We start from the raw sequence: 20,917 nt of genomic DNA on the forward strand, positions 1-20,917 counted from the left end.
GGCGAAAAGTCGTGTACCGGCAAAGGTGCAGTCGTTTATACATGGAGAATTTGATGGCAAGCAGTAACTTGATTAAACAATTGCAAGAGCGGGGGCTGGTAGCCCAGGTGACGGACGAGGAAGCGTTAGCAGAGCGACTGGCGCAAGGCCCGATCGCGCTCTATTGCGGCTTCGATCCAACCGCTGACAGCTTGCATTTGGGGCATCTTGTTCCATTGTTATGCCTGAAACGCTTTCAGCAGGCAGGCCATAAGCCTGTGGCGCTGGTGGGGGGAGCGACCGGTCTGATTGGTGACCCGAGCTTTAAAGCCGCCGAGCGTAAACTGAACACCGAAGATACCGTGCAGGAGTGGGTAGATAAAATTCGCAAGCAGGTCGCGCCGTTCCTCGACTTTGATTGCGGTGACAACTCAGCCATTGCCGCGAATAACTACGACTGGTTTGGCGGCATGAACGTGCTGACTTTCCTGCGTGATATCGGCAAGCACTTCTCCGTAAACCAGATGATCAACAAAGAAGCGGTTAAGCAGCGTCTGAACCGCGACGATCAGGGCATCTCGTTTACCGAGTTCTCTTATAACCTGTTGCAGGGTTACGACTTCGCGTGTCTGAACAAACTGCATGGCGTGGCGCTGCAGATTGGCGGTTCCGATCAGTGGGGCAACATCACCTCCGGCATCGACCTGACCCGTCGTCTGCACCAGAACCAGGTGTTTGGTCTGACCGTTCCGCTGATCACCAAAGCCGATGGCACCAAGTTCGGTAAAACCGAAGGCGGCGCGGTATGGCTGGATCCGAAGAAAACCAGTCCGTACAAATTCTACCAGTTCTGGATTAACACCGCGGATGCTGACGTTTATCGCTTCCTGAAGTTCTTCACCTTCATGGACATTGCCGAGATCAATGCGCTGGAAGAAGAAGATAAAAACAGCGGTAAGGCTCCGCGTGCGCAGTACGTGCTGGCCGAACAGGTGACGCGTCTGGTTCACGGTGAAGAAGGTCTGGTAGCCGCAAAACGCATCACCGAGAGCCTGTTCAGCGGGACGCTGAGTGCGCTGAGCGAAGCCGATTTCGAACAGCTGGCGCAGGATGGCGTGCCGATGGTCGAAATGGAAAAGGGTGCCGATCTGATGCAGGCGCTGGTGGATTCGGAACTGCAGCCGTCTCGCGGTCAGGCACGTAAAACCATCGCTTCCAATGCGGTAACGATCAACGGTGAAAAACAGTCCGATCCGGAATATTTCTTCCAGGACAGTGACATTTTGTTCGGCCGTTACACGCTGTTACGTCGCGGTAAAAAGAACTACTGTCTGATTTGCTGGAAATAATAAAAAATCAGCAGGGGCATGGGAAACCATGCCCCTTTCTTTTTTCAGGGTTATGGTAAGCAAAAAATGAAGAACATCCTCGCTATTCAGTCCCACGTTGTTTTTGGACATGCGGGCAATAGTGCTGCGGAATTTCCGATGCGTCGCCTTGGCGCGAATGTCTGGCCCCTTAATACCGTTCAGTTCTCCAACCATACGCAGTACGGGAAATGGACCGGTTGCGTGATGCCGCCTGCGCATCTGACCGAAATCGTTCAGGGGATTGCCGAGATTAATCAGCTTCAGCGTTGCGATGCGGTACTGAGCGGCTATCTGGGCTCCGCCGAACAGGGTGAGCATATCCTCGGTATCGTGCGTCAGGTCAAAGCGGCTAATCCGGCGGCGAAATATTTCTGCGATCCGGTGATGGGACACCCTGAGAAGGGCTGCATCGTCGCGCCTGGAGTGGCGGAGTTTCACGTTCGCCATGCGCTGCCGGCGAGCGATATTATTGCCCCCAACCTGATTGAGCTGGAAATCCTCTGTGGTCATCCGGTGGCTACGGTTGCGCAAGCCGTCTTAGCCGCGCGTGAGCTGATTGCCCAGGGCCCGCAGGTTGTACTGGTTAAGCATCTTGCCCGCGCCGGATTGAGTATGGAGCGGTTCGAAATGCTGCTGGTGACGGCTGATGAAGCCTGGCATATCAGCCGCCCGCTGGTCGATTTTGGCCTCCGTCAGCCGGTCGGCGTCGGCGATGTGACCAGCGGATTACTGCTGGTTAAACTGTTGCAGGACGCTTTACTTCGCGATGCGCTGGAACATGTGACCGCTGCGGTGTATGAAATTATGCTGGCCACGAAAAACAGACAGGAGTATGAGCTGCAGGTTGTTGCCGCTCAGGACCGAATTGCGCAGCCGGAGCACTACTTTAGCGCCACTCAGCTTTAACTGTCGCACTGCTGCCCGGCCTCGCAGCCGGGCACAGATGACGCCGCGCGATTAGAACCCTTCCGCCGCCAGCGCCGCGGCCACCGATGGACGAGCGGTCACGTGTTTCATCCAGGCTTCGATATGGCTGTAACCGGTCATATCCAGCTTCACGGCCCAGGCCCAGCGCAGTACGGTAAACAGGTAGCCATCCGCGATGGTGAAACGATGCCCGTTCAGCCACTGCTTCTCCTTCAGCGATTCATCAATATAATGCAGCTTCTTCTCCAGCTGCGCGCGCACGACAGCCTTGTAATCTTCCGGGGTATCCGGGCGGAAAAGCGGCGTAAAGCCCTTATGCAGCTCTGTCGCGACGTAGTTCAGCCACTCGAGAGTCTGGTAGCGCGCAATGGTGCCCACCGGCGCCAGCAGCTGGCGATCCGGCACCCGATCGGCAATATATTGCATAATGGCGACGCCTTCCGTGAGCAGGATTTCGTCGTCAAGTAGCAGCGCCGGAACCTGTCCCTTCGGGTTGATTTGCAGATAATCCTCACCGTTTTCCAGGCGCTTCTTCTGCAGATCGACGCCCTGTAAGGTGAAGTCCAGTCCGCTTTCGCGTAGGGCGATATGTGATGCAAGGGAACAGGCGCCGGGTTTGTAGAACAGTTTCATCAGTAACTCCTCGTGGCTGCAGTTTTCTGTATGTTAGCCCAGGGGTAAAAAAAAAGCCGCTAACAAAGCGTTAGCGGCCTAAATTTATTCGTTTTCCCGAAGCGCTTAAGCGGTTGCCGTATCGCGAGCTTTGCTCACCGCCTCGTCATCCTGGGTCATGCGGTTCAGTTTCGGCGCGATAGCGAACATCAGCACGGCGATAACTGCAGTAGCAATACCAATCTGCAGGAAGACATGGCCATAGACGGCAAGAGACTGCAACGGGTCGGTAACGTCCTCCGGTACCGCCATCAGGTTGGCGACTTTACCGGCGATGATTGCGGCGCCTGCGGTGGTCAGGAACCAACTGCCCATGATAAAGCCCATCAGGCGCTGCGGGACCAGCTGTGCCACCATCGCCAGACCCAGACCGGAAATCATCAGCTCACCGATACTCTGCAGCGCGTAGCTCAGAATCAGCCAGTTAACGGAGACGATACCGGCGTCGGTTGCAAATTTGGCGCCCAGCGGCAGGACGAGGAACGCCAGCGAGCAGAGCACCATGCCGATTGCGAACTTGTGCGGCATCGGCAGACGGTCGCCCATCTTGTTATAGATAGCGGCCAGAATCGGGCTGCCGACCATAATCCAGAACGGGTTCAGCGCCTGGAACTGCTCAGGCTGGAAGCTGATGCCCAGAATAGCGTGCTCAACGTTGCGGATAGCAAAGAAGTTCAGTGAAGTCGGCATCTGGCTGTAGAGGACGAAGAAGACGATCGCCTGAACCATCAGAATGAAGGCGACGATCATCTTACGACGCGCCGCACCTTTCATCACAATCGCTTCTTTGGCAAAAATAATCACGATTCCCAGGGCCACTAAGCCCAGCACCATACGGGCAATCCCCTGGTTGTGCAGCAGCCAGGTCGCAATCACCACCAGGACGATGACGCCGACGATGGTCGCCAGCAGTTTGCCGAAATGCACCGGGGCAAAGTCAGGCTTCGAACCGTAGTTTTTCACCCATTTTTTGCAGAACATGAAGTTCACCAGGGTAATCAGCATCCCGATGAAGCTCAGAGAGAAGGCGATGCTCCAGCCAAATTTCGCTGCCAGCCACGGGGTGGCCAGCATCGAGAAGAAGGAACCGATGTTGATGGACATGTAGTACATCGTAAATGCGCCATCAAGACGCGGGTCATCTTTCTCATAGCAGGTCGAGAGCAGGGAGGACGGGTTAGCCTTAAACAGGCCGTTACCGACGGCGATGGTCGCCATACCCATATAAACGATAGCCGCGTCATGTCCGGAATAAGCCACCAGGGCGTAGCCGATAGCGAGGACGATAGTCCCCAGCATAATCACGCGTTTCGTTCCGAGCACTTTATCGCCCAGCCAGCCGCCGATAGCCACGAGGCCATAAACCAGCGCGCTGAAGGAGGAGAAGAGAGTAATAGAATCCGCTTCTGACATACCCAGCTGTTTTACCAGGTAAACGGCCATGATCCCTTGCAGGCCGTAATAACCAAAACGCTCCCATAACTCGATCGAGAAGATCAGATAGAACGATTTCGGTTGTTTGAAAGCGTTCAGACTCACGCTTTCTGCTGGTTTATTGTTTGCAGTTGACACATATACCTCTTTTTTTACATCCCATATTAACGGGGGGTGTTCGGGGCGCAATCTGATAAGACCGCCGCCTTTATAGTTATTCTGGAGGGAAAACGGCAAGTAATGTTCACTATCCTGGTCATTGAGGCAAGCTCTTTGCAATACTCTGTTACATTTATCTTTGGCGTTATAATCCGCCAGTCATTCAAATGTTATGCAGAGTTAAATTTCAGCTTTTACACGTTGATGGTATTTTTATCTTTCAGGGAAAAGAAATGATTGGTTAATGGCGATATATTCTACTAATTTGCCGTTAATGTAGTGATATGGCCTGTAATCATAAAATATGATGGTTTATTGTCCTGGGTGGCGGGGCTCTGATATTGCAAATACTGACTTTTCGTATCATTGCGACAACATGGATTTAACATTAAGTTGCGTGGATGATCTGGATCACAAATATATAGAAATTTTTTCGCCACAAAAAATGATTTACCTGGGTGAGCGTTATATAGATGGTTAATTGTCCTGTGAAGTGTGGAAATAGTGGCGTTAAAGACAGGAGGCAGGCGGAAGGAGCAGAACCATTACCACAAGAAGGGTAATGATTTTAGCGAAGGGTTATTCGTCGACTTTCTCTTTAAACTCGCACAGATCTTCAATCAGGCACGAACCGCAGCGAGGTTTGCGCGCAATACAGGTATAGCGGCCGTGGAGAATAAGCCAGTGGTGACAGTCGACTTTAAATTCGGCGGGAACCACCTTTAGCAGTTTTTCCTCCACCTGTTCAACGTTCTTCCCGGGAGCAAATTGTGTCCGATTGCAAACGCGGAAAATATGCGTATCCACGGCAATCGTCGGCCAGCCGAAAGCGGTGTTCAGTACCACGTTGGCGGTCTTACGTCCCACGCCGGGAAGCGCTTCCAGCGCCGCTCTGTCCTCCGGAACCTCGCCATTGTGCTGCTCAAGCAGGATCCGGCAGGTTTTGATCACATTTTCAGCTTTGCTGTTAAACAAGCCGATGGTCTTGATATACGTTTTGACGCCATCAACACCCAGCGCCAGCAGGGCTGCTGGCGTATTCGCCACGGGATACAGCTTTGCCGTGGCTTTATTCACGCTGACGTCCGTCGCCTGCGCCGAGAGTAATACGGCTATCAGTAATTCGAACGGTGAGCTGAAATTCAGTTCCGTTGTCGGGTGTGGGTCGTTATCCCGCAGGCGGGTCAGGATCTCCAGACGTTTGCTCTTATTCATCCCAGACTTTCCCTGTGAGCATCAGCCGGCGCCGCTTGACTCGCGGCAACTGCTTTTGCTTTACGCTGTTTGGTTCGTTCATCAATCAGATATTTCACCGCCAGCATCATCCCTAAACCGATAAAGGCGCCCGGCGGCAGCATCGCCAGCAGGAACGGCGTATCGGTATGGAACACTTCGATCCGCAGTACTTTCGCCCAGTTGCCCAGCAGGCTATCGGCACCATCAAACAGCGTCCCGTTACCGAGGATTTCTCGCAGCGAACCGAGCACAAACATCGCGCAGGTCGCCCCCATGCCAATGGAGAAACCGTCCAGCGCCGACAGCGCTGGCCCCTTTTTGGCGGCGAAGGCTTCGGCTCGACCGACCACGATGCAGTTGGTCACAATCAGCGGAATAAAAATCCCCAGAGACTGATACAGACCAAATGCGTAGGCGTTAATCAGCATCTGCACGATACTGACAACCGATGCGATGATCATGACATAAATCGGGATACGAATTTCAGCCGGTGTCCAGCGGCGCAGGCTGGAGATGGTCAGGTTGGTCAGCGTCAGCACCAGGGTCGTCGCCAGTCCAAGCCCTAACGCATTGGTAGCGGTAGAGGTCACGGCGAGCAGGGGGCACATACCCAACAGTTGCACCAGTGCGGAGTTGTTTTTCCACAACCCCTGAACAATAACGTCTTTGACTTCGCTCATGGCTTACTCTCCGCAGGAGGTGAGTTCAGGAATCTGTGCCGGCAGCGTTTGCGCATACAGACCGGCACGCTTAACGGCGTTGACCACCGCGCGTGGGGTAATCGTGGCGCCGGTGAACTGATCGAAATCACCGCCGTCTTTCTTCACGGCAAAATGGCTGTCGCCGGGACCATGAATGATTTTACCCGCAAAGTAGGTTATCCAGTCCGACAGACGGAGTTCAATTTTGTCGCCAAGGCCGGGCGTCTCATGATGCTCCGTCACGCGGGTGCCAAGTACGGTGCCTTTAAAGTCGGCGGCGACCAGCAGTTGAATCGCGCCGGAGTAACCATCGGGCGCCGTCGCTTCCATCACCACCCCGACCGGAGCGTCGTTATTTTTGGCAATCCAGATCTTATGCTGCCCTTTACCGAGCGGCGGCGCCGCGACCAGATAGCAGCTTTGCAGCAGATCGTTATTATAACGGTCCGCAGGCATAACCTGATTGAACAGCGCTGTTTGCTGCGTCGCCGCCTGTTCAGCAATCGTCGATTTCGTCAGCTCATTAATGGCCGCAGTTAACCCGGTAGAGCCGGCGGCAAAGAGCGCCAGCGTGGTGCCGTGTTTGCGCATGCTTTTTAACATCATTGGTCCTCAGCGGTGGCCATAGACGCGTGGGCGCGTGTAGTAATCGATCAACGGAACGGTAATGTTCGCCAGCAGCACGGCAAAAGCCACACCGTCAGGATAGCCGCCGAAGCTGCGGATGAGCCACACCAGCAGACCGGCGAGGGCGCCGAATATCAGGCGGCCGCGGTTGGTGGTGGAGGCGGTAACCGGGTCCGTTAAAATAAAGAATGCGCCGAGCATGGTCGCGCCGGAAAGCAGATGAATCTGCGGGGCGGCGAAGCTCTGCGGGGAAAACAGCCAGCCCAGGGTGGCGCAGAGAGTCAGGCTAAGCAGGAAGCTCAGTGGAATATGCCAGCGAATAGTCTTCTGCCAGAGTAAAAACAGACCGCCGACCAGATAGGCGATGTTGACCCACTGCCAGCCAAGGCCGGCCAGCGTGCCGCCGTAGATCGGGTATTGCAGAATTTCCTTCACCCCATGACCGGCATGCAGCGACGTTTTAAACGTATCCAGCGGCGTGGCCTGGCTGATGCCGTCGATCCCCAGACGCAGGGCGTTCATATCGTTACCGCTGGCGGTGCGGCCGCTAAAAATCACCTGCAGAGCGTCGGTGAAGCCCGGAACGCTGGCCGCAATCTCATGCGGCGGCAGCCAGGAGGTCATTTGCACCGGGAATGAGATAAGCAGCACGACATAGCCAATCATCGCCGGGTTAAACGGGTTGTGGCCCAGTCCCCCGTACAGCTGCTTGGCAATAATAACGGCAAAGGCGGTACCGGCAACGACCATCCACCAGGGGGCCAGCGGCGGAATACTGATCGCCAGCAGCAGACCGGTTAGCAGCGCGGAGTTATCGGCAAGCGTGGCGGCAATGTTTTGCTTGCGCAGCCTGAGGATAGCGGCTTCCGTCGCCCAGGCCGTGAGGGCGGCGAGGACGAGCTGCACCACGGTTCCCCAGCCGAAGAACCAGGTCTGAACCGCGATGCCGGGTACGGCCGCGAGCAGAACCAGCAGCATAATCCGTGAGGTCTGACGCTGGTTGTGGGTATAAGGAGAGCTTGCGATTCTGAAAACCATTTATTCCTCGTTAACTGCCTGCCGGGATGCTTTCCTGGCCTGAACGCGGGCGATTGCTTCGGCGACTGCGGCTTTGCGCGGGTCGTCGTTGGTGGCTGACGGGGTCATCTCTTGCTGCTGTTCGGCCTTACGGGCCCTGGCGCGGGCGATAGCCGCTTCAACCGCCGCTTTACGCGGGTCGACGGCTTCGGCTGCGGGCTGAACGTCGGCCGGCACGGCAGCCTGCTGTTCGGCTTTACGGGCTTTCGCGCGGGCGATAGCCGCTTCAACTGCCGCTTTACGCGGGTCGACGGCTTCGGCTGCGGGCTGAACGTCGGCCGGCACGGCAGCCTGCTGTTCGGCTTTACGGGCTTTCGCGCGGGCGATAGCCGCTTCAACTGCCGCTTTACGCGGGTCGACGGCTTCGGCTGCGGGCTGAACGTCGGCCGGCACGGCAGCCTGCTGTTCGGCTTTACGGGCCTTCGCGCGGGCGATAGCCGCTTCAACTGCCGCTTTACGCGGGTCGATGGCTTCGGCTACGGGCTGAACGTCGGCCTGCTGTTCGGTTTTACGGGCTTTCGCACGGGCGATAGCCGCCTCAACCGCCGCTTTACGCGGGTCGGCAGCCTCGGTGGCGGGCTGTTCCGTTTGCTGATCCTGCTGCGCCAGCTTGCGGGCGCGGGCCTCGGCTTTACGGGCTTCGCGCGCGGCGATGGCTTCACTGTTATCCGGCTTCGTTCCGGCCTGGACAACGATCGGCTGGGCGGCATCGTGTTGTTTTTCGCGAACCCGGGCCAGCGCGGCGTTAATCGCGGCGTGATCTGTTGCGCCAGGTTGAACCGCGGACTGTTTGTGGCGTTCCAGACGCGCGGCTTTGTCCCGCTCCAGGCGAGCCTGGCGGGCCTCAAAGCGGGCTTTGGCCTCCGCCGCGCGCTTTTCTTCCTGACGAAGAGCCGTAATCTCAGCCTTTTCCTGACGGAAATATTGTACCAGCGGAATATTACTCGGGCAGACCCAGGCGCAGGCGCCACACTCGATGCAGTCGGCCAGGTTATGGGCGGTGGCTTTATCGTGCTGCTGACCTTTGCTGAACCAGTACAGCTGCTGCGGCAGCAGATCGGCCGGACAAGCGTCCGCACAGGCACTACAGCGAATACAGCCTTTTTCTTCCTCGGCTTCGCCCATTTCGCTTACCGACGGCGCCAGCAGGCAGTTGGTGATTTTAACCACCGGCACGTCAAGCCACGGCAGGGTGAATCCCATCAGCGGGCCGCCCATAATGACCATCTGTTCGGCGCTCGGGCAGAAGCCGGCATCTTCCAGCAGATGGCGAACCGGTGTTCCCAGCCGCGCCCACACGTTGCCCGGACGAGTCACCGCTTCCCCCGTGAGCGTCACCACCCGCTCGGTCAGCGGCTCACCGTCGATTATCGCGCGTTTAACCGCATAGGCGGTCCCGACGTTTTGCATCAGGACGCCAATGTCCGACGAGCGTCCGCCGTGGGGGACCTGCTTGCCGGTGAGGATCTGCGTCAGCTGCTTCGCGCCGCCGGACGGGTATTTGGTGGGAATCACCCGCAGTTCGATACCGTGCGCATCGGCAAGGACCGCCCGCATCATCGAGATAGCCTGCGGTTTATTATCCTCAATACCGATCAGCACCTGACGCGGCTGTAAAATGTGGGCAAGGATGCGGATGCCGGCGATAATTTGCGCGGCGCAATCCTGCATCAGGCGATCGTCGGCGGTAATATAGGGTTCGCATTCAGCGGCGTTAATAATCAGGGTTTCAATTTTGTCGCCGCCGCCGCGCAATTTGCTGCCGGTCGGGAATCCCGCGCCGCCCAGTCCGGCCACGCCGAACTGATGAATACGCTCGATGAGCGCTTCGCGGGATTGGTTTGCATAATCACTCCAGCCGTCGCGCTCAATCCACCGGTCTTCGCCGTCGGCATCGATAATGACGCTCATCTCGGCGAGGGCGGAGGGGTGCGCGGTAGAGTGCGGTGCGATAGCGCTGACGGTACCGGAGGTCGGGGCATGAACCGGTAACATTCGTCCCCAGCCGCGGGTCAGCGGTTGACCGCGCAGTACGCGATCGCCTGGCTGGACGCAGAGCTCACCCTCAGCGCCGATATGCTGTTTTAACGGGATAGCAAACTGCTGCGGCAGGGAAACCTGGCGCAGCGGCGTACCGTTAGACTGGTTTTTCATTTCCGGCGGGTGAATACCGCCGTTGAAGTCCCAGACTTTATCTTTTCTGAAAGCGGAAAATAGCTTAAACATGTTGTTCCACAGGAATATTGCGTACCGGAATCGTGTGAAGGTCCCACTTCCAGTTTTCAGTGGTCGTCGCGACAGGAACCATTTCTATACATTGCGTCGGGCAGGGGGCGACGCAAAGATTACAGCCGGTACACAGGTCGCTCATCACGGTGTGCATGGCGCGAGTTGCACCGACAATCGCATCGACCGGGCAGGCCTGGATACACTTCGTGCACCCGATACAGTTATTTTCGTCAATCACCGCAAGCATGCGCGCAGGCTCGAGTTGTTGTTCATCGCCATCGATAGGCTGCGGGTCAACGTTCAGCAGGGCGGCAATTTTTAGCATCACCGCTTCGCCGCCAGGGGCGCAGCGGTTGATTTTCTCACCCTGAGAGCCGACGGCCTCGGCGTAAGGACGACAGCCGGGGTAGCCGCACTGTCCACACTGACTCTGCGGAAGAAGCTCATCGACTTTTTCAACGACGGGATCATCTTCCACTTCAAACCGACGGGAGGCGTATCCCAGAATCACGCCAAAAATGAGCCCCAGCAGGCTAATGGCGATCACGGCTATCCAGACTGCACTCATATTACAACTTCACCAAACCACTAAAGCCCATAAATGCCAGAGACATTAAACCCGCAGTCACCAGGGCGATGGCATTACCGCGAAACGGCGCAGGCACATCTGCGACCACCAGACGTTCGCGAATAGAGGCGAACAGAACCATCACCAGCGAGAAACCGACCGCAGCGGCAAAGCCGTAGAGCGCGGACTGTAAGAAGTTATGCCCGAGGTTTATATTCAACAACGCGACGCCGAGCACGGCACAGTTGGTGGTGATCAGCGGTAAGAAAATACCCAGCAGTCGATACAGGGCGGGGCTGGTTTTACGCACCACCATCTCGGTAAACTGTACCACCACCGCGATAACCAGAATAAAAGCCAGCGTACGCAGATAGATAAGGTTCAGCGGGATAAGAATCCAGGTATCAATCAGCCAGGCGCAAATCGAGGCCAGGGTCATCACAAACGTGGTGGCCAGCCCCATCCCCATTGCGGTTTCCAGTTTTTTGGAAACCCCCATAAACGGGCACAGTCCAAGAAACTTCACCAGCACGAAGTTGTTCACAAGGACAGTACCAATAAAGAGCAGTAAATAATCAGCCATCAACTCGACCTGAAAACAGAAAAAGCCGCCTATTATCGAATAAATCGATACCGGCGACAACAGGTTAACTGTGGGGTTATTACGAATTCACGAAGGTTCGCTTAACCCGTGCGGAACGTTTGAAATAGGGAACGAACAGCGCCGCGGCGAGCAGCGGAAACAGCAGTTGACGCAGGGCCATCGCGTCTGAAATCGGTGAAAAAGCAAAGGCCTTTATCGCCAGCAGCAGAGAGATGAGCAGCCAGATAATATAGTGCTTCGCTACGATGCTCCGCCGTTTGAAAAAAGCAATGGTCAGCCACAGGGTGTAGTACCACATGGCGAGGGCAAACAGCAACGACCCCACCCAAAGCAGGAGGTGCCCTGTGCTCATCTCCGCCAGCAGGGCGTAGGTCCGGGAGGCCATCAGCGCATTAGCGAATATCAACAGCGACAACGACGTGCTCAGTAGTGCAACCAGTAGCCATGCCAGCGGTGCCAGCAGCCACCCGCCGATACGTTCTGCAGAGTGAGAAGACATGATTTCTCCCGGATTCAATCAAGATGAAGAGCGGGAGTATAAGCAACTGGCATGGTTGAGAACAGTGTTTATTGCACGTAACGCCAGACGGACTTCGGCACCTGGCCGATATCGAACAATTTGCCGCCGGAAACCAGTTCTGCCCGCCGGTGGTCGGCGGCTCGATACATGTTGACGATTTCTGCTGTGTCGGTCAGAGAATAGTTAAGATGGTCAAAAAGTTTTTCAAGACTTTCAAGCGAACTGATTTTACGAAATTTTAATAAGTAGTCCTGGACGGTCATTTGCGTTTCCATTTTATAATCGGAATAAACAAGTCGAATATTACCAACTGTTAGTAAACCAGCTTTCAACAAACAGTGCCTTCTTAACGGGCCTGATGAAATTATTTAGGTTGTAAATACTAAAGACAAGAACTGATTTCGTTCCTGGGGTAGTCAAAAGATATTTAGGAATATTCTATCGCTAAGTCAGGCGCCGGGCGGCGCCTGGGAGAGAAGATTAACGCTGTTTGCCTCGGCTGGCAATAACGTTTTGATACCAAAAAAAACTCTTTTTACGTTTACGGGCGAGCCCTTGCTGATGATCGACATACACAAAACCATATTGTTTTTGGTAGCCGTTCAGCCAGCTCAGGAGGTCAATAAAGGACCAGGGATAATAACCGCGGACATCGGCGCCAGCCTCGATGGCTTTTTCCACGGCATTAATATGGCTGCTAAGATAGTCGATGCGCGGATCGTCGACGATTTCGCCATCAATAATCGGATCTTTGGCGCCCAGACCATTTTCGGTGATGTAAACAGGAATATCGCCGTAGCGTTCTTTGATCATCATTATGCCGTCGGTTAACCCCTGCGGCCAAATCTCCCAGCCCCATTCGGTATAGGTGCTCTGCGGGTTACGCACGAAATAAAACAGACCTTTGACGCCCGGTTCGCCGGCGCTGAGTCCCTCCTGAGGGCGGGCGGAGACGGTTTCGCGGCGATAATAGTTAAGGCCAATAAAATCGCAGCGGTTGTCACGCAGCAGCGCGTCATCACCGCGCGCAAACTGCGGGACACCCCACAGCGCCTGGGCCTGCTGCAACAGCGACTGCGGATAATGGCCTTTTAACACCGGATCGTACAGCCAGTGCGTGTGAATGGCGTCCGCCATGTCGGTGGCCGCTCGATCTTCGGGGCTGTCGGTGAGCGGTGTATGCGGCTGCAATACGTTGACGAAACCAATCTCGCCATGAATACCACTTTCACGAAACTGTTTAACCGCCATCGCGTGAGCAATAAAGACGTGGTGGCAGGCCTGGATGGCGCGCGCCGGATCGCGCACCGCCGGCGGATGGCAGCCATTAATATAACCGTGTCCGATAAACACGATGGTTTCATTGAAGGTTGCCCACCGCTTCACCCGGGAACCGTAGCGCTCGTAACACAGGCGGGCATAGTCGGCGAACGCCTCGGCGGTGCTTCGCGCTTCCCAGCCCCCTTCATCCTGTAACGCCTGCGGCAGATCCCAGTGATAGAGCGTAATCATCGGCTCGATATTGTGGGCCAGCAGCGCGTCGATCAAATCGCTATAAAACTGAATGCCTGCTTCGTTAATGTCGCCACGCCCCTGGGGCAACAGCCGGGGCCAGGAGATAGAGAAGCGGTAGCTTTGCAGGCCCATTTCGGCCATCAGGGCAACATCTTCGCGAAAACGATGATAGTGATCGACGGCGACGTCACCATGGGTGTTTTCGAATGTTGCACCGGGCTGGTGGGCGTAAATATCCCAGATTGACGGGCCTTTGCCGTCGGCATCGTGACCGCCTTCAACCTGATAGGCTGCGGTGGCGGCGCCCCAAAGAAAATGTTGCGGAAATGCGGCCATGAAAAACTCCTTATCGAATGATAAAGAGAGTGTAGTGAATGCGTTCGCAAGTGTGCAACCGGTTTCTGAAACCGGTTGCACACTTGCGAAGTGGGTCACTGTTTAGCGTCAGCAGAGGCTGGCGGGTTAATGGGGCAGGCTGGTCGTTTGTACAACATTCGCTGAAGGCGGAGACTGGTAGTTATCAATGTGATGAGCGATAACCAAAAGCAGGGCTGAAACGCCGAATACTACCCAGCCGATAAGTTCTACAATTCTGTTAAAAACGTTTGCCATAATCCTGAAATTGAAAGTTAAAACAGAGGTAAATGTTACTAAATGGTGAGAGTAAAGCAAGGGATAGCAGAATGGTATTGTAACGATTGTCGTCAAGATGACCGCTGAGAAGCATTAGAAAAGCTAATAAATTAATTGAGGTTTATAGTTAGCAAAGGGCAGAGATTGTTCAATGAGAGGGTTGCAAGATGAGTGACACTATCCGGGTAGGAATGATTGGCTACGGGTATGCGAGTAAAACGTTCCATGCGCCGTTAATCAGCGGTACACCGGGAATGACGCTGGTCGCGGTGTCCAGTAGCGATGAAAGAAAAGTGCAGGCCGACTGGCCCATGGTGAGCGTGGTCGCCGATCCCACGGGCTTACTGAGCAACCCTGATATTGATTTGATCGTCATTGCGACGCCAAATGATAGCCATTTCCCGCTGGCGAAAGCGGCGCTGGAAGCGGGCAAACATGTTGTGGTGGATAAACCTTTTACCGTGACACTGTCACAGGCCCGAGGGCTGGAGGCCACTGCCCGGCGCTGCGGCAGACTGCTTTCCGTATTTCATAACCGCCGCTGGGATAGCGACTTTCTGACGCTTAAATCGCTGATTAACGAAGGGCTGCTGGGCGAGGTGTGCTACTTTGAATCGCACTTCGATCGCTATCGTCCGGAGGTTCGTCACCGCTGGCGCGAACAGGGCGGTCCGGGAAGCGGAATCTGGTACGATCTGGGGCCGCATCTTCTTGATCAGGCCGTCAATTTGTTTGGCCTGCCGGTCAGTATTACCGTTGATCTGGCGCAGTTGCGTCCTGGCGCGCAGGCTACCGACTATTTTCATGCCGTGCTGACTTACCCCCTGCGCCGGGTGGTGTTACACGGTACGTTGCTGGCGGCGGCAGAAACCGCGCGATATATCGTCCATGGTTCCCGGGCAAGCTATGTCAAATATGGACTGGATCCGCAGGAGGAGCGGCTGAAGAATGGCGAGCGCTTGCCGCAGGAAGACTGGGGATACGATATGCGTGACGGAGTGCTGACGCGGGTTGAAGGGGACGCGCGCGCGACGGAAAACTGGCTGACTGTACCGGGTAACTACCCGGCTTACTATGCCGCCATTCGCGACACCCTGAACGGCAGCGGCGAAAATCCAGTGCCTGCCAGCCAGGCGATTCAGATTATGGAGTTGATTGAACTCGGTCTGGAGTCGGCGAAACATCGCGCGACCTTGAGTCTTATCTAAAGCCTCAGCCCGGCAGCGAGGCCGCCGGGCTGAGGGTCAGGCCTGCTGAACGCGCTGAATCAGCGCCGCTTTTTCCTGATTGCTGAGAAACGCGAGTTCGAGGCCATTGATTTGCGCCTGGCGGATCTGTTCGCGACTCAGGCCGGCTGCCGGTGCGGCAACGGTATATTCGTGAATGATGTCGATACCTTGTACCGCCGGGTCGTCAGTATTAATGGATGCCAGAACACCGTGTTCAAGGAACGTTTTGAGCGGATGTTCAGCCAGCGATGCTACGGTGCTGGTCTGGATATTGGAGGTCAGGCAGGACTCAATGCCGATCCGCTGCTGCGCAAGGTAATCCATCAGTGCCGGATCCTGGACCGCTTTTACGCCATGGCCGATACGCTCAGCTCCCAGCTCCCGGATAGCCTGCCAGATGCTTTGTGCACCGGCTGCTTCGCCAGCGTGCACGGTAATACGCCAGCCGGCATCGCGCGCGCGCGTAAAGTGTTGCATAAACAGATTGCCCGGGAAGCCGAGCTCATCGCCCGCCAGATCCAGCGCGGTAATCCCGTCGCGGTGGGCAAGCAGCGCGTCCAGTTCCTGCTGGCAGGCCGCTTCGCCAAATGTGCGGCTCAAAATGCCGATCAGGCGCGTTTCGACGTTAAAGTCGCGGCTGCCTTCACGCACCCCGGTAATCACCGCCTCAACCACGCCGTCGACCGGTAGCTGGTGGGTCATTGCCATATAACGCGGCGAAAAACGCAGCTCAACGTAATGCAGACCATTGCGCGCCGCATCCTCGACATTTTCATAAGCCACGCGGCGACAGGCTTCCAGTGAGGCGAGAACTTTTACCCCCCAGTCCAGTTTAGCGAGGAAGCTGACCAGATCGGGTTCATTACTGGTGACCTGTACATGCGGGATCAGCGCGTCGAGCGAAGTGGCAGGAAGGGGGATATTGAACTGGCGGCCAAGATCGAGAATGGTTTGGGCACGGATATTGCCGTCAAGGTGGCGGTGAATGTCGGTTAATGGCAAAGTTAAATCAATCATGGTCGCACTCATTTTTTAGTTAAAGTGCACGTCATTATACAACATGCCTGTAACTATTTGAAGGTATTGAAAAATCCAGTCAATACAAATGTCTGGCAGCATTCGCGTCATTTTTTATACCGCAGAGTGAGCGCCTTCCGGTCTTTTTCACTATCCATTTAGAATAAACGCATAGACTATTTTCGCGTTTTCATCCCCTTTTGCGAGATGATGAAGGACGGGGTAGCCCCGGCTGACAAGGCCTGCATGCATAAGTCTGGCGGGACTGGCAGGGCATCTCTCCAGAGCCTGACAAAGCAGCAAGAAAAAGATAAAATTTCTCTGCTCTTTAATGGAATGAGGGAAACGACATGAAAAAGAAACTAATGATTGCTGCTTTGTCCCTGTTATCTTTTACGGTCAGCGCGGAAGGCAATCCTTACCTTTTTGATTTTGTACAAGGCAAGGAAACAGGACGGGCCTATAAGAGCCTTATTGCTAAACACAACCTTCCATCCTGGGTTAAAGAGGGGGGAACGAGCACCCCGGCAAATGAAATAACCATCGCCGGGCGCAAATACCTTGCCTTATCCGGCTGTAAACCGCACAACTGCCCGGCGCAATCAATAGCCGTCCTTTATTCTTTGGATAAAGGTGATATTCACGGCGTTTTTTCTGAATATGATCTTGCATCTGAGCAACAAAAACTCACCTGGTTGAACCTTGACCCGACAGGTTCTGATGTGATGCGAAATATTTTATTCGCGCGGTTGCATGGTGATGTCTCAAACTGAGCACGGCACATCATTTAAGCCGTCTCCGGACGGCTTTTGTTGCCATCCCTTGCCTGACGACAATTTAAGATGAAAGTGATTCACCTAGACTGTGTGTATCAATCAACGAACGACAAGACTCTGGCGGCCTGGCGAGAAAACAAAGGGATCGATAGCATTCGCGATACGCCGGACTATGACCCAACAAAACTGGCGCTTGCGACGGGCATACAGCCTACGATGCCGTCGCAAATCCAACAACTTTTCCGTGAACTCCGCGAGTTGGTGCGCGATGACGCGCTGGCGGACAGGCTGCCTGAGGCATGTTTTCACTTTACCTTTTTGCCGTTGACGCTGCCGCTGTACGCCGAAAACGAGCCCCTTCCTGAAAAGATTGCCCGGCTACATACCCTGTGGGCGAACTATCAGGGCCAGCGTATTACCGTCAGAGATTTGCGTTTAGTTGCTCTTCCCGGCCAGCTATTGCTTGCCGGGATCCCCAACGAGGAGGCCGTGGCGATGCGCCACGCTTTTTGCCAGAACGTTCTGTTATCGCCCTGGAAAGACGAACTGCTTTCCAGGCACGCCAGCACACCGCTTCCGGCACCTTTCTGGCACTGTACGCTACTGCGCTACAGGGCCCGTTTTCTGCCTGAATCGTTGCGGCGCTACTTTCAGCAGAATCAGGCGCTTCGCTTTGGTGCGGTTTGCGGAGAACTCAAACTGGCCAGGGTGAACTATAACTGGGCCCGCTGTGACGCTGTTAACCTCCAGAGGTAGGCGCCATCCCGGCACGCAGATCGCCATGTTGAACATATAGTCGCCGATCGGATTTTTGGTCGCACTGCCGGGAGAATCACCTGGCGCTAATTGATCGCCGCCAGTACGAATGCCATATTCGGCATCATCATTTTTAAACAGTGACTTAAACCATTTAATCGGCGCTCCGGCGACAGAAAAATTTGCCCTCTCTTCTGCCATGATCCAGGCTCATAGCCAATCGCTATAAATCATAGTGAATCAGTCTTTAATATCGCCAATGATATTTCCTATAGTCTCAGGCGCTACTTTTCCTGCCATGAGCGGCAGGCTATTTTAAAAAGGACTCTGGGATGATGTTATTTACGCTGAAGAAGTTTGCTGTTCCGTTGCTTGTCGCCAGCACCGCGCTGCTTGCCGCCTGTGGCCCCGCCGGGCAGGACCCGAATCATATAAAAGTCGGTATCAGCGCGGGGATCGATCAGCAGGTCTGGGCGGTGGCGCAGAAGGTGGCGAAAGAGAAGTATAATCTTGATGTCGAAGTGGTCACCTTTAACGATTTTGTTTTGCCCAATGAAGCGCTGAATAATGGCGATCTGGACATCAACGCTTTCCAGCATAAACCGTACCTGGATAAACAGATCGAGGAGCGCGGCTATAAGCTGGTTGAGGTGGGCAAGACATTCGTCTATCCGATTGCCGCCTACTCGAAGAAAATACGCACCATCGATGAGCTGCCTGAAGGCGCTCAGGTAGCGGTGCCAAACGATCCGACCAACCTCGGACGTTCGCTGCTTTTGTTGCAAAAACAGGGGCTGATTACCCTGAAAGAGGGGGTAGGTCTGCTGCCGACGTCGTTAGATATTGTGAATAACCCGAAGAAGCTGAAAATCGTCGAGATCGAGGCGCCGCAGTTGACCCGCGCGCTTGACGATCGGCAAATTGCGCTTGCGGTGATTAATACCACCTTTTCCAGCCAGGTGGGGCTCTCACCGACCCGCAACGGGCTGTTTGTCGAAGATAAACATTCACCCTACGTTAATATTTTCGCCAGTCGGGTCGATAACCAGGACAGCGCAAAGGTGAAAAATCTGGTGCAAGCGTATCACAGCGATGAAGTTGCCGCCGCTGCAGCGGAGCTGTACAAAGGCGACGCGGTAAAAGGCTGGTAATCTGGGTTGCAGCAGACCGGTGGCGGGAGCACGTCACCGGCCTGCACGCCAGGCATTACTTCTGGATCAGATAGCGGATAGTGGGCCCGTCTTGTTGAATATCCAGCACCGTATACCCGTAGTTGCGGGCATCCTGCGGAATGTTATTAATCGACTGCGGACAATCGCTGACCACTTCGAGAATTTCCCCTTTTTTGAGCGAAGGCATTGCTTCCAGGGTGGCGACGGCCGGATAGGGGCAGGGTTCGCCTACCATATCGAGACGATAATCGGGAACGATAGTTTTCATGCGGTTTCCTTAATATTGGTCATCGCGGCGGATTTCTGGCGGAAAAAACGTTTCTCCCAGGCAATGACCAGCATCAATGCGATGAATAACAGCAGATAGGTCACCAGCAGGCCGCCAAAAGGTCCGAAGGTGGCGAGCAGATTGACTTTATCCCAGCTGGTGGCCAGCGTTGGTGACAAATCATCCCAGAAATAGGCCAGAATCGTCGAACCAATGACGTTGCCCAGCCCGACCCACCAGTAGTGGACCTGACCTTCAACGGCGCGATACATCCAGCCGGTTTCGCAGCCGCCGGCCAGTACAATACCGAAACCAAACAGCAGACCGCCGATGACCGCGTTCGGGCCAGCCCACATGATTTTGGGCTCCATGCCCAGCTGCACATAGCTGAAAATGCCAATCGCGCTCGCCGCCATCCCGAAGATAATCGCTTTAGCCATATAGGTGCGTCCGGTAATCCACATATCGCGGAATGCCGAAGTAAAGCAGATCTGCGCACGCTCAATCAGCAGGCCAAAAACCACCCCGAACAGCATCGCCAGTCCGAGCTTAGGCTGATCGAGTGCCGTCAGTAATCCCCAGGCGATCATGGCGAAGAACACCAGCATACCGGCGCGAAAACGACGCCGCGCCTGCGCCGGTTTTTGCGTTAGCGGCGAGGCCGCCGACACTTTCTGGATCCTGACCGGAATGCGGAACAGGGGCAGCAGCGTAAAGCGCGCGCCAAACCAGCTCCCGATAGCCGTCGCGATGGCAAAAAACCAGGCGTGGAGAGAGAACTGAGGAATACCGGTAAAAAAGGCCGCCAGGTTGCAGCCCATCGCCAGTCGTGCGCCGAAACCGGCAATGATCCCGCCCGCCACGGCCTGAATGATCCGGATCCGGCTGCGCGGCAGGCGGAGTTTGACATTGTTGGCCCACAGCGCGGCGGCGAAACAGCCGCCAAACATGCCGATAATCATCATGCCATCAATGCGGGTTAACGGCGTTCCCTCAAGATGAATCAGCCTGAAATAACCCCATTGCTCGGTATGAACGCCGGCAAGTTGCAATAACTGCCCGCCCCAGCGGGTAAATTCCCCGGTCACGGCCCAGAACGTGCCGGTAATACCGAAATAATAGGTGGAGAGAATACCGGCGGCGATAACCGCGGGGGCCGGTGCCCAGAACTTAATCAGGTAGGCCTGTTTGAACTGTTGCCAAGTCATGAAAGATGCCTCTGAACTCAGAAGGTAAATCACCCCAGGCGGGGTCAAAGAAGGCGGGATAATACGCCGCTTATAACGACAAAACACTCGATGGGATCAAAATGAATCGATCCGCCAACAAAATAAAGGCCACCGCGGCGCTGAGGGATCCCCATAAAAAGAAGGATAAAACGAGACAGGCATAGCGCGATGTGATCTACTGATTTTTCCACAAATTCAATAAGATCACCGCTATGCCTG

At 55.1% G+C, this 20,917-nt stretch carries 23 protein-coding genes; 6 read left to right on the forward strand and 17 right to left on the reverse strand.

Annotated features, from left to right (window positions below; translation table 11 throughout):
• The first annotated feature begins 53 nt into the window (after positions 1–53).
• Positions 54–1,328, forward strand: coding sequence for a tyrosine--tRNA ligase (gene tyrS / locus CWM52_RS08445; RefSeq protein ID WP_100683673.1), 1,275 nt, complete (start codon positions 54–56; stop codon positions 1,326–1,328).
• 66 nt (positions 1,329–1,394) lie between these two features.
• Positions 1,395–2,255: a pyridoxal kinase PdxY gene (gene pdxY / locus CWM52_RS08450; RefSeq protein ID WP_100683700.1), complete on the forward strand. Its 861-nt coding sequence runs from the start codon at positions 1,395–1,397 to the stop codon at positions 2,253–2,255.
• A gap of 51 nt (positions 2,256–2,306) precedes the next feature.
• Here the strand turns inward: pdxY and gstA are convergent, their stop codons facing one another.
• The 13 genes from gstA to blr form a co-directional block, all read right to left on the reverse strand.
• Positions 2,307–2,909 (reverse strand): glutathione transferase GstA, encoded by a 603-nt coding sequence (gene gstA / locus CWM52_RS08455; RefSeq protein ID WP_100683674.1) that lies wholly within the window; start codon positions 2,907–2,909, stop codon positions 2,307–2,309.
• 105 nt (positions 2,910–3,014) lie between these two features.
• Positions 3,015–4,520, reverse strand: a complete 1,506-nt coding sequence (gene dtpA / locus CWM52_RS08460; RefSeq protein ID WP_100683675.1) for a dipeptide/tripeptide permease DtpA — start codon at positions 4,518–4,520, stop codon at positions 3,015–3,017.
• Positions 4,521–5,120: 600 nt separating this feature from the next.
• Positions 5,121–5,756, reverse strand: a complete 636-nt coding sequence (gene nth, locus CWM52_RS08470; protein WP_100683677.1) for an endonuclease III — start codon at positions 5,754–5,756, stop codon at positions 5,121–5,123.
• Complete coding sequence (locus tag CWM52_RS08475; RefSeq protein ID WP_100683678.1) at positions 5,753–6,457, reverse strand: electron transport complex subunit E; 705 nt, start codon at positions 6,455–6,457, stop codon at positions 5,753–5,755. The genes nth and CWM52_RS08475 overlap by 4 nt, the downstream gene beginning before the upstream one ends.
• Positions 6,458–6,460: 3 nt before the next feature.
• Positions 6,461–7,081 (reverse strand): electron transport complex subunit RsxG, encoded by a 621-nt coding sequence (gene rsxG / locus CWM52_RS08480; protein ID WP_100683679.1) that lies wholly within the window; start codon positions 7,079–7,081, stop codon positions 6,461–6,463.
• Between the two features lie 9 nt (positions 7,082–7,090).
• The gene (gene rsxD / locus CWM52_RS08485) at positions 7,091–8,143 is read right to left on the reverse strand and encodes an electron transport complex subunit RsxD (RefSeq protein ID WP_100683680.1); all 1,053 of its coding nucleotides are present in this window, start codon (positions 8,141–8,143) and stop codon (positions 7,091–7,093) included.
• Positions 8,144–10,408 carry an electron transport complex subunit RsxC gene (gene rsxC / locus CWM52_RS08490; protein WP_100683681.1) on the reverse strand — a complete coding sequence of 755 codons (2,265 nt, stop codon included), beginning with the start codon at positions 10,406–10,408 and terminating at the stop codon, positions 8,144–8,146.
• Complete coding sequence (rsxB, locus tag CWM52_RS08495) at positions 10,401–10,979, reverse strand: electron transport complex subunit RsxB (RefSeq protein ID WP_100683682.1); 579 nt, start codon at positions 10,977–10,979, stop codon at positions 10,401–10,403. Before rsxB ends, rsxC begins: the two co-directional genes overlap by 8 nt.
• A gap of 1 nt (position 10,980) precedes the next feature.
• Entirely contained in the window at positions 10,981–11,562 is a 582-nt protein-coding gene (gene rsxA / locus CWM52_RS08500; protein WP_100683683.1) for an electron transport complex subunit RsxA, read from the reverse strand.
• A gap of 79 nt (positions 11,563–11,641) precedes the next feature.
• Entirely contained in the window at positions 11,642–12,082 is a 441-nt protein-coding gene (locus CWM52_RS08505; RefSeq protein ID WP_100683684.1) for a DUF2569 domain-containing protein, read from the reverse strand.
• A gap of 68 nt (positions 12,083–12,150) precedes the next feature.
• Positions 12,151–12,366, reverse strand: coding sequence for a transcription modulator YdgT (ydgT, locus tag CWM52_RS08510; protein ID WP_100683685.1), 216 nt, complete (start codon positions 12,364–12,366; stop codon positions 12,151–12,153).
• Between the two features lie 217 nt (positions 12,367–12,583).
• The gene (locus CWM52_RS08515) at positions 12,584–13,954 is read right to left on the reverse strand and encodes a GH1 family beta-glucosidase (RefSeq protein ID WP_100683686.1); all 1,371 of its coding nucleotides are present in this window, start codon (positions 13,952–13,954) and stop codon (positions 12,584–12,586) included.
• Between the two features lie 126 nt (positions 13,955–14,080).
• Entirely contained in the window at positions 14,081–14,230 is a 150-nt protein-coding gene (gene blr / locus CWM52_RS08520) for a division septum protein Blr (protein WP_100683687.1), read from the reverse strand.
• A gap of 188 nt (positions 14,231–14,418) precedes the next feature.
• Here blr and CWM52_RS08525 point away from each other — a divergent pair, with 188 nt between their 5' ends.
• Entirely contained in the window at positions 14,419–15,459 is a 1,041-nt protein-coding gene (locus CWM52_RS08525) for an oxidoreductase (RefSeq protein WP_100683688.1), read from the forward strand.
• Positions 15,460–15,495: 36 nt separating this feature from the next.
• Here CWM52_RS08525 and add read toward each other — a convergent pair whose 3' ends face one another.
• Positions 15,496–16,497 (reverse strand): adenosine deaminase, encoded by a 1,002-nt coding sequence (add, locus tag CWM52_RS08530; RefSeq protein ID WP_100683689.1) that lies wholly within the window; start codon positions 16,495–16,497, stop codon positions 15,496–15,498.
• A 350-nt stretch (positions 16,498–16,847) separates the two neighbouring features.
• On the opposite strand from add, the gene CWM52_RS08535 reads away from it, so the two are divergent.
• From CWM52_RS08535 to metQ, 3 genes are all read left to right on the forward strand, one after another.
• Entirely contained in the window at positions 16,848–17,270 is a 423-nt protein-coding gene (locus tag CWM52_RS08535; RefSeq protein WP_100683690.1) for an Ivy family c-type lysozyme inhibitor, read from the forward strand.
• 69 nt (positions 17,271–17,339) lie between these two features.
• Complete coding sequence (locus tag CWM52_RS08540) at positions 17,340–18,029, forward strand: hypothetical protein (RefSeq protein ID WP_100683691.1); 690 nt, start codon at positions 17,340–17,342, stop codon at positions 18,027–18,029.
• A gap of 335 nt (positions 18,030–18,364) precedes the next feature.
• Positions 18,365–19,180 (forward strand): methionine ABC transporter substrate-binding lipoprotein MetQ, encoded by an 816-nt coding sequence (metQ, locus tag CWM52_RS08545; RefSeq protein ID WP_100683701.1) that lies wholly within the window; start codon positions 18,365–18,367, stop codon positions 19,178–19,180.
• Between the two features lie 55 nt (positions 19,181–19,235).
• On the opposite strand, the gene yedF is transcribed toward metQ, so the two are convergent.
• The 3 genes from yedF to CWM52_RS26475 all read right to left on the reverse strand — a co-directional run.
• Entirely contained in the window at positions 19,236–19,469 is a 234-nt protein-coding gene (gene yedF, locus CWM52_RS08550; protein ID WP_032687424.1) for a sulfurtransferase-like selenium metabolism protein YedF, read from the reverse strand.
• A complete protein-coding gene (yedE, locus tag CWM52_RS08555; protein ID WP_100683692.1) occupies positions 19,466–20,677 on the reverse strand; it encodes a selenium metabolism membrane protein YedE/FdhT in 1,212 nt (403 codons plus the stop codon). Before yedE ends, yedF begins: the two co-directional genes overlap by 4 nt.
• A gap of 44 nt (positions 20,678–20,721) precedes the next feature.
• Positions 20,722–20,917 (reverse strand): hypothetical protein (locus CWM52_RS26475; RefSeq protein ID WP_206057689.1); only part of this gene is annotated, 196 nt, incomplete at its 5' end.

Source organism: Raoultella sp. T31, from assembly GCF_002806725.1.
GTDB lineage: Bacteria > Pseudomonadota > Gammaproteobacteria > Enterobacterales > Enterobacteriaceae > Klebsiella > Klebsiella electrica.

Excerpts from the sequence above, each read along its gene's own strand:
- tyrS (WP_100683673.1), top strand. The coding sequence starts at position 54 with ATGGCAAGCAGTAACTTGATTAAACAATTGCAAGAGCGGGGGCTGGTA.
- pdxY (WP_100683700.1), top strand. The coding sequence starts at position 1,395 with ATGAAGAACATCCTCGCTATTCAGTCCCACGTTGTTTTTGGACATGCG.
- gstA (WP_100683674.1), bottom strand. The coding sequence starts at position 2,909 with ATGAAACTGTTCTACAAACCCGGCGCCTGTTCCCTTGCATCACATATC.
- nth (WP_100683677.1), bottom strand. The coding sequence starts at position 5,756 with ATGAATAAGAGCAAACGTCTGGAGATCCTGACCCGCCTGCGGGATAAC.
- CWM52_RS08475 (WP_100683678.1), bottom strand. The coding sequence starts at position 6,457 with ATGAGCGAAGTCAAAGACGTTATTGTTCAGGGGTTGTGGAAAAACAAC.
- rsxG (WP_100683679.1), bottom strand. The coding sequence starts at position 7,081 with ATGTTAAAAAGCATGCGCAAACACGGCACCACGCTGGCGCTCTTTGCC.
- rsxD (WP_100683680.1), bottom strand. The coding sequence starts at position 8,143 with ATGGTTTTCAGAATCGCAAGCTCTCCTTATACCCACAACCAGCGTCAG.
- rsxC (WP_100683681.1), bottom strand. The coding sequence starts at position 10,408 with ATGTTTAAGCTATTTTCCGCTTTCAGAAAAGATAAAGTCTGGGACTTC.
- rsxB (WP_100683682.1), bottom strand. The coding sequence starts at position 10,979 with ATGAGTGCAGTCTGGATAGCCGTGATCGCCATTAGCCTGCTGGGGCTC.
- rsxA (WP_100683683.1), bottom strand. The coding sequence starts at position 11,562 with ATGGCTGATTATTTACTGCTCTTTATTGGTACTGTCCTTGTGAACAAC.
- CWM52_RS08505 (WP_100683684.1), bottom strand. The coding sequence starts at position 12,082 with ATGTCTTCTCACTCTGCAGAACGTATCGGCGGGTGGCTGCTGGCACCG.
- ydgT (WP_100683685.1), bottom strand. The coding sequence starts at position 12,366 with ATGACCGTCCAGGACTACTTATTAAAATTTCGTAAAATCAGTTCGCTT.
- CWM52_RS08515 (WP_100683686.1), bottom strand. The coding sequence starts at position 13,954 with ATGGCCGCATTTCCGCAACATTTTCTTTGGGGCGCCGCCACCGCAGCC.
- blr (WP_100683687.1), bottom strand. The coding sequence starts at position 14,230 with ATGGCAAACGTTTTTAACAGAATTGTAGAACTTATCGGCTGGGTAGTA.
- CWM52_RS08525 (WP_100683688.1), top strand. The coding sequence starts at position 14,419 with ATGAGTGACACTATCCGGGTAGGAATGATTGGCTACGGGTATGCGAGT.
- add (WP_100683689.1), bottom strand. The coding sequence starts at position 16,497 with ATGATTGATTTAACTTTGCCATTAACCGACATTCACCGCCACCTTGAC.
- CWM52_RS08535 (WP_100683690.1), top strand. The coding sequence starts at position 16,848 with ATGAAAAAGAAACTAATGATTGCTGCTTTGTCCCTGTTATCTTTTACG.
- CWM52_RS08540 (WP_100683691.1), top strand. The coding sequence starts at position 17,340 with ATGAAAGTGATTCACCTAGACTGTGTGTATCAATCAACGAACGACAAG.
- metQ (WP_100683701.1), top strand. The coding sequence starts at position 18,365 with ATGTTATTTACGCTGAAGAAGTTTGCTGTTCCGTTGCTTGTCGCCAGC.
- yedF (WP_032687424.1), bottom strand. The coding sequence starts at position 19,469 with ATGAAAACTATCGTTCCCGATTATCGTCTCGATATGGTAGGCGAACCC.
- yedE (WP_100683692.1), bottom strand. The coding sequence starts at position 20,677 with ATGACTTGGCAACAGTTCAAACAGGCCTACCTGATTAAGTTCTGGGCA.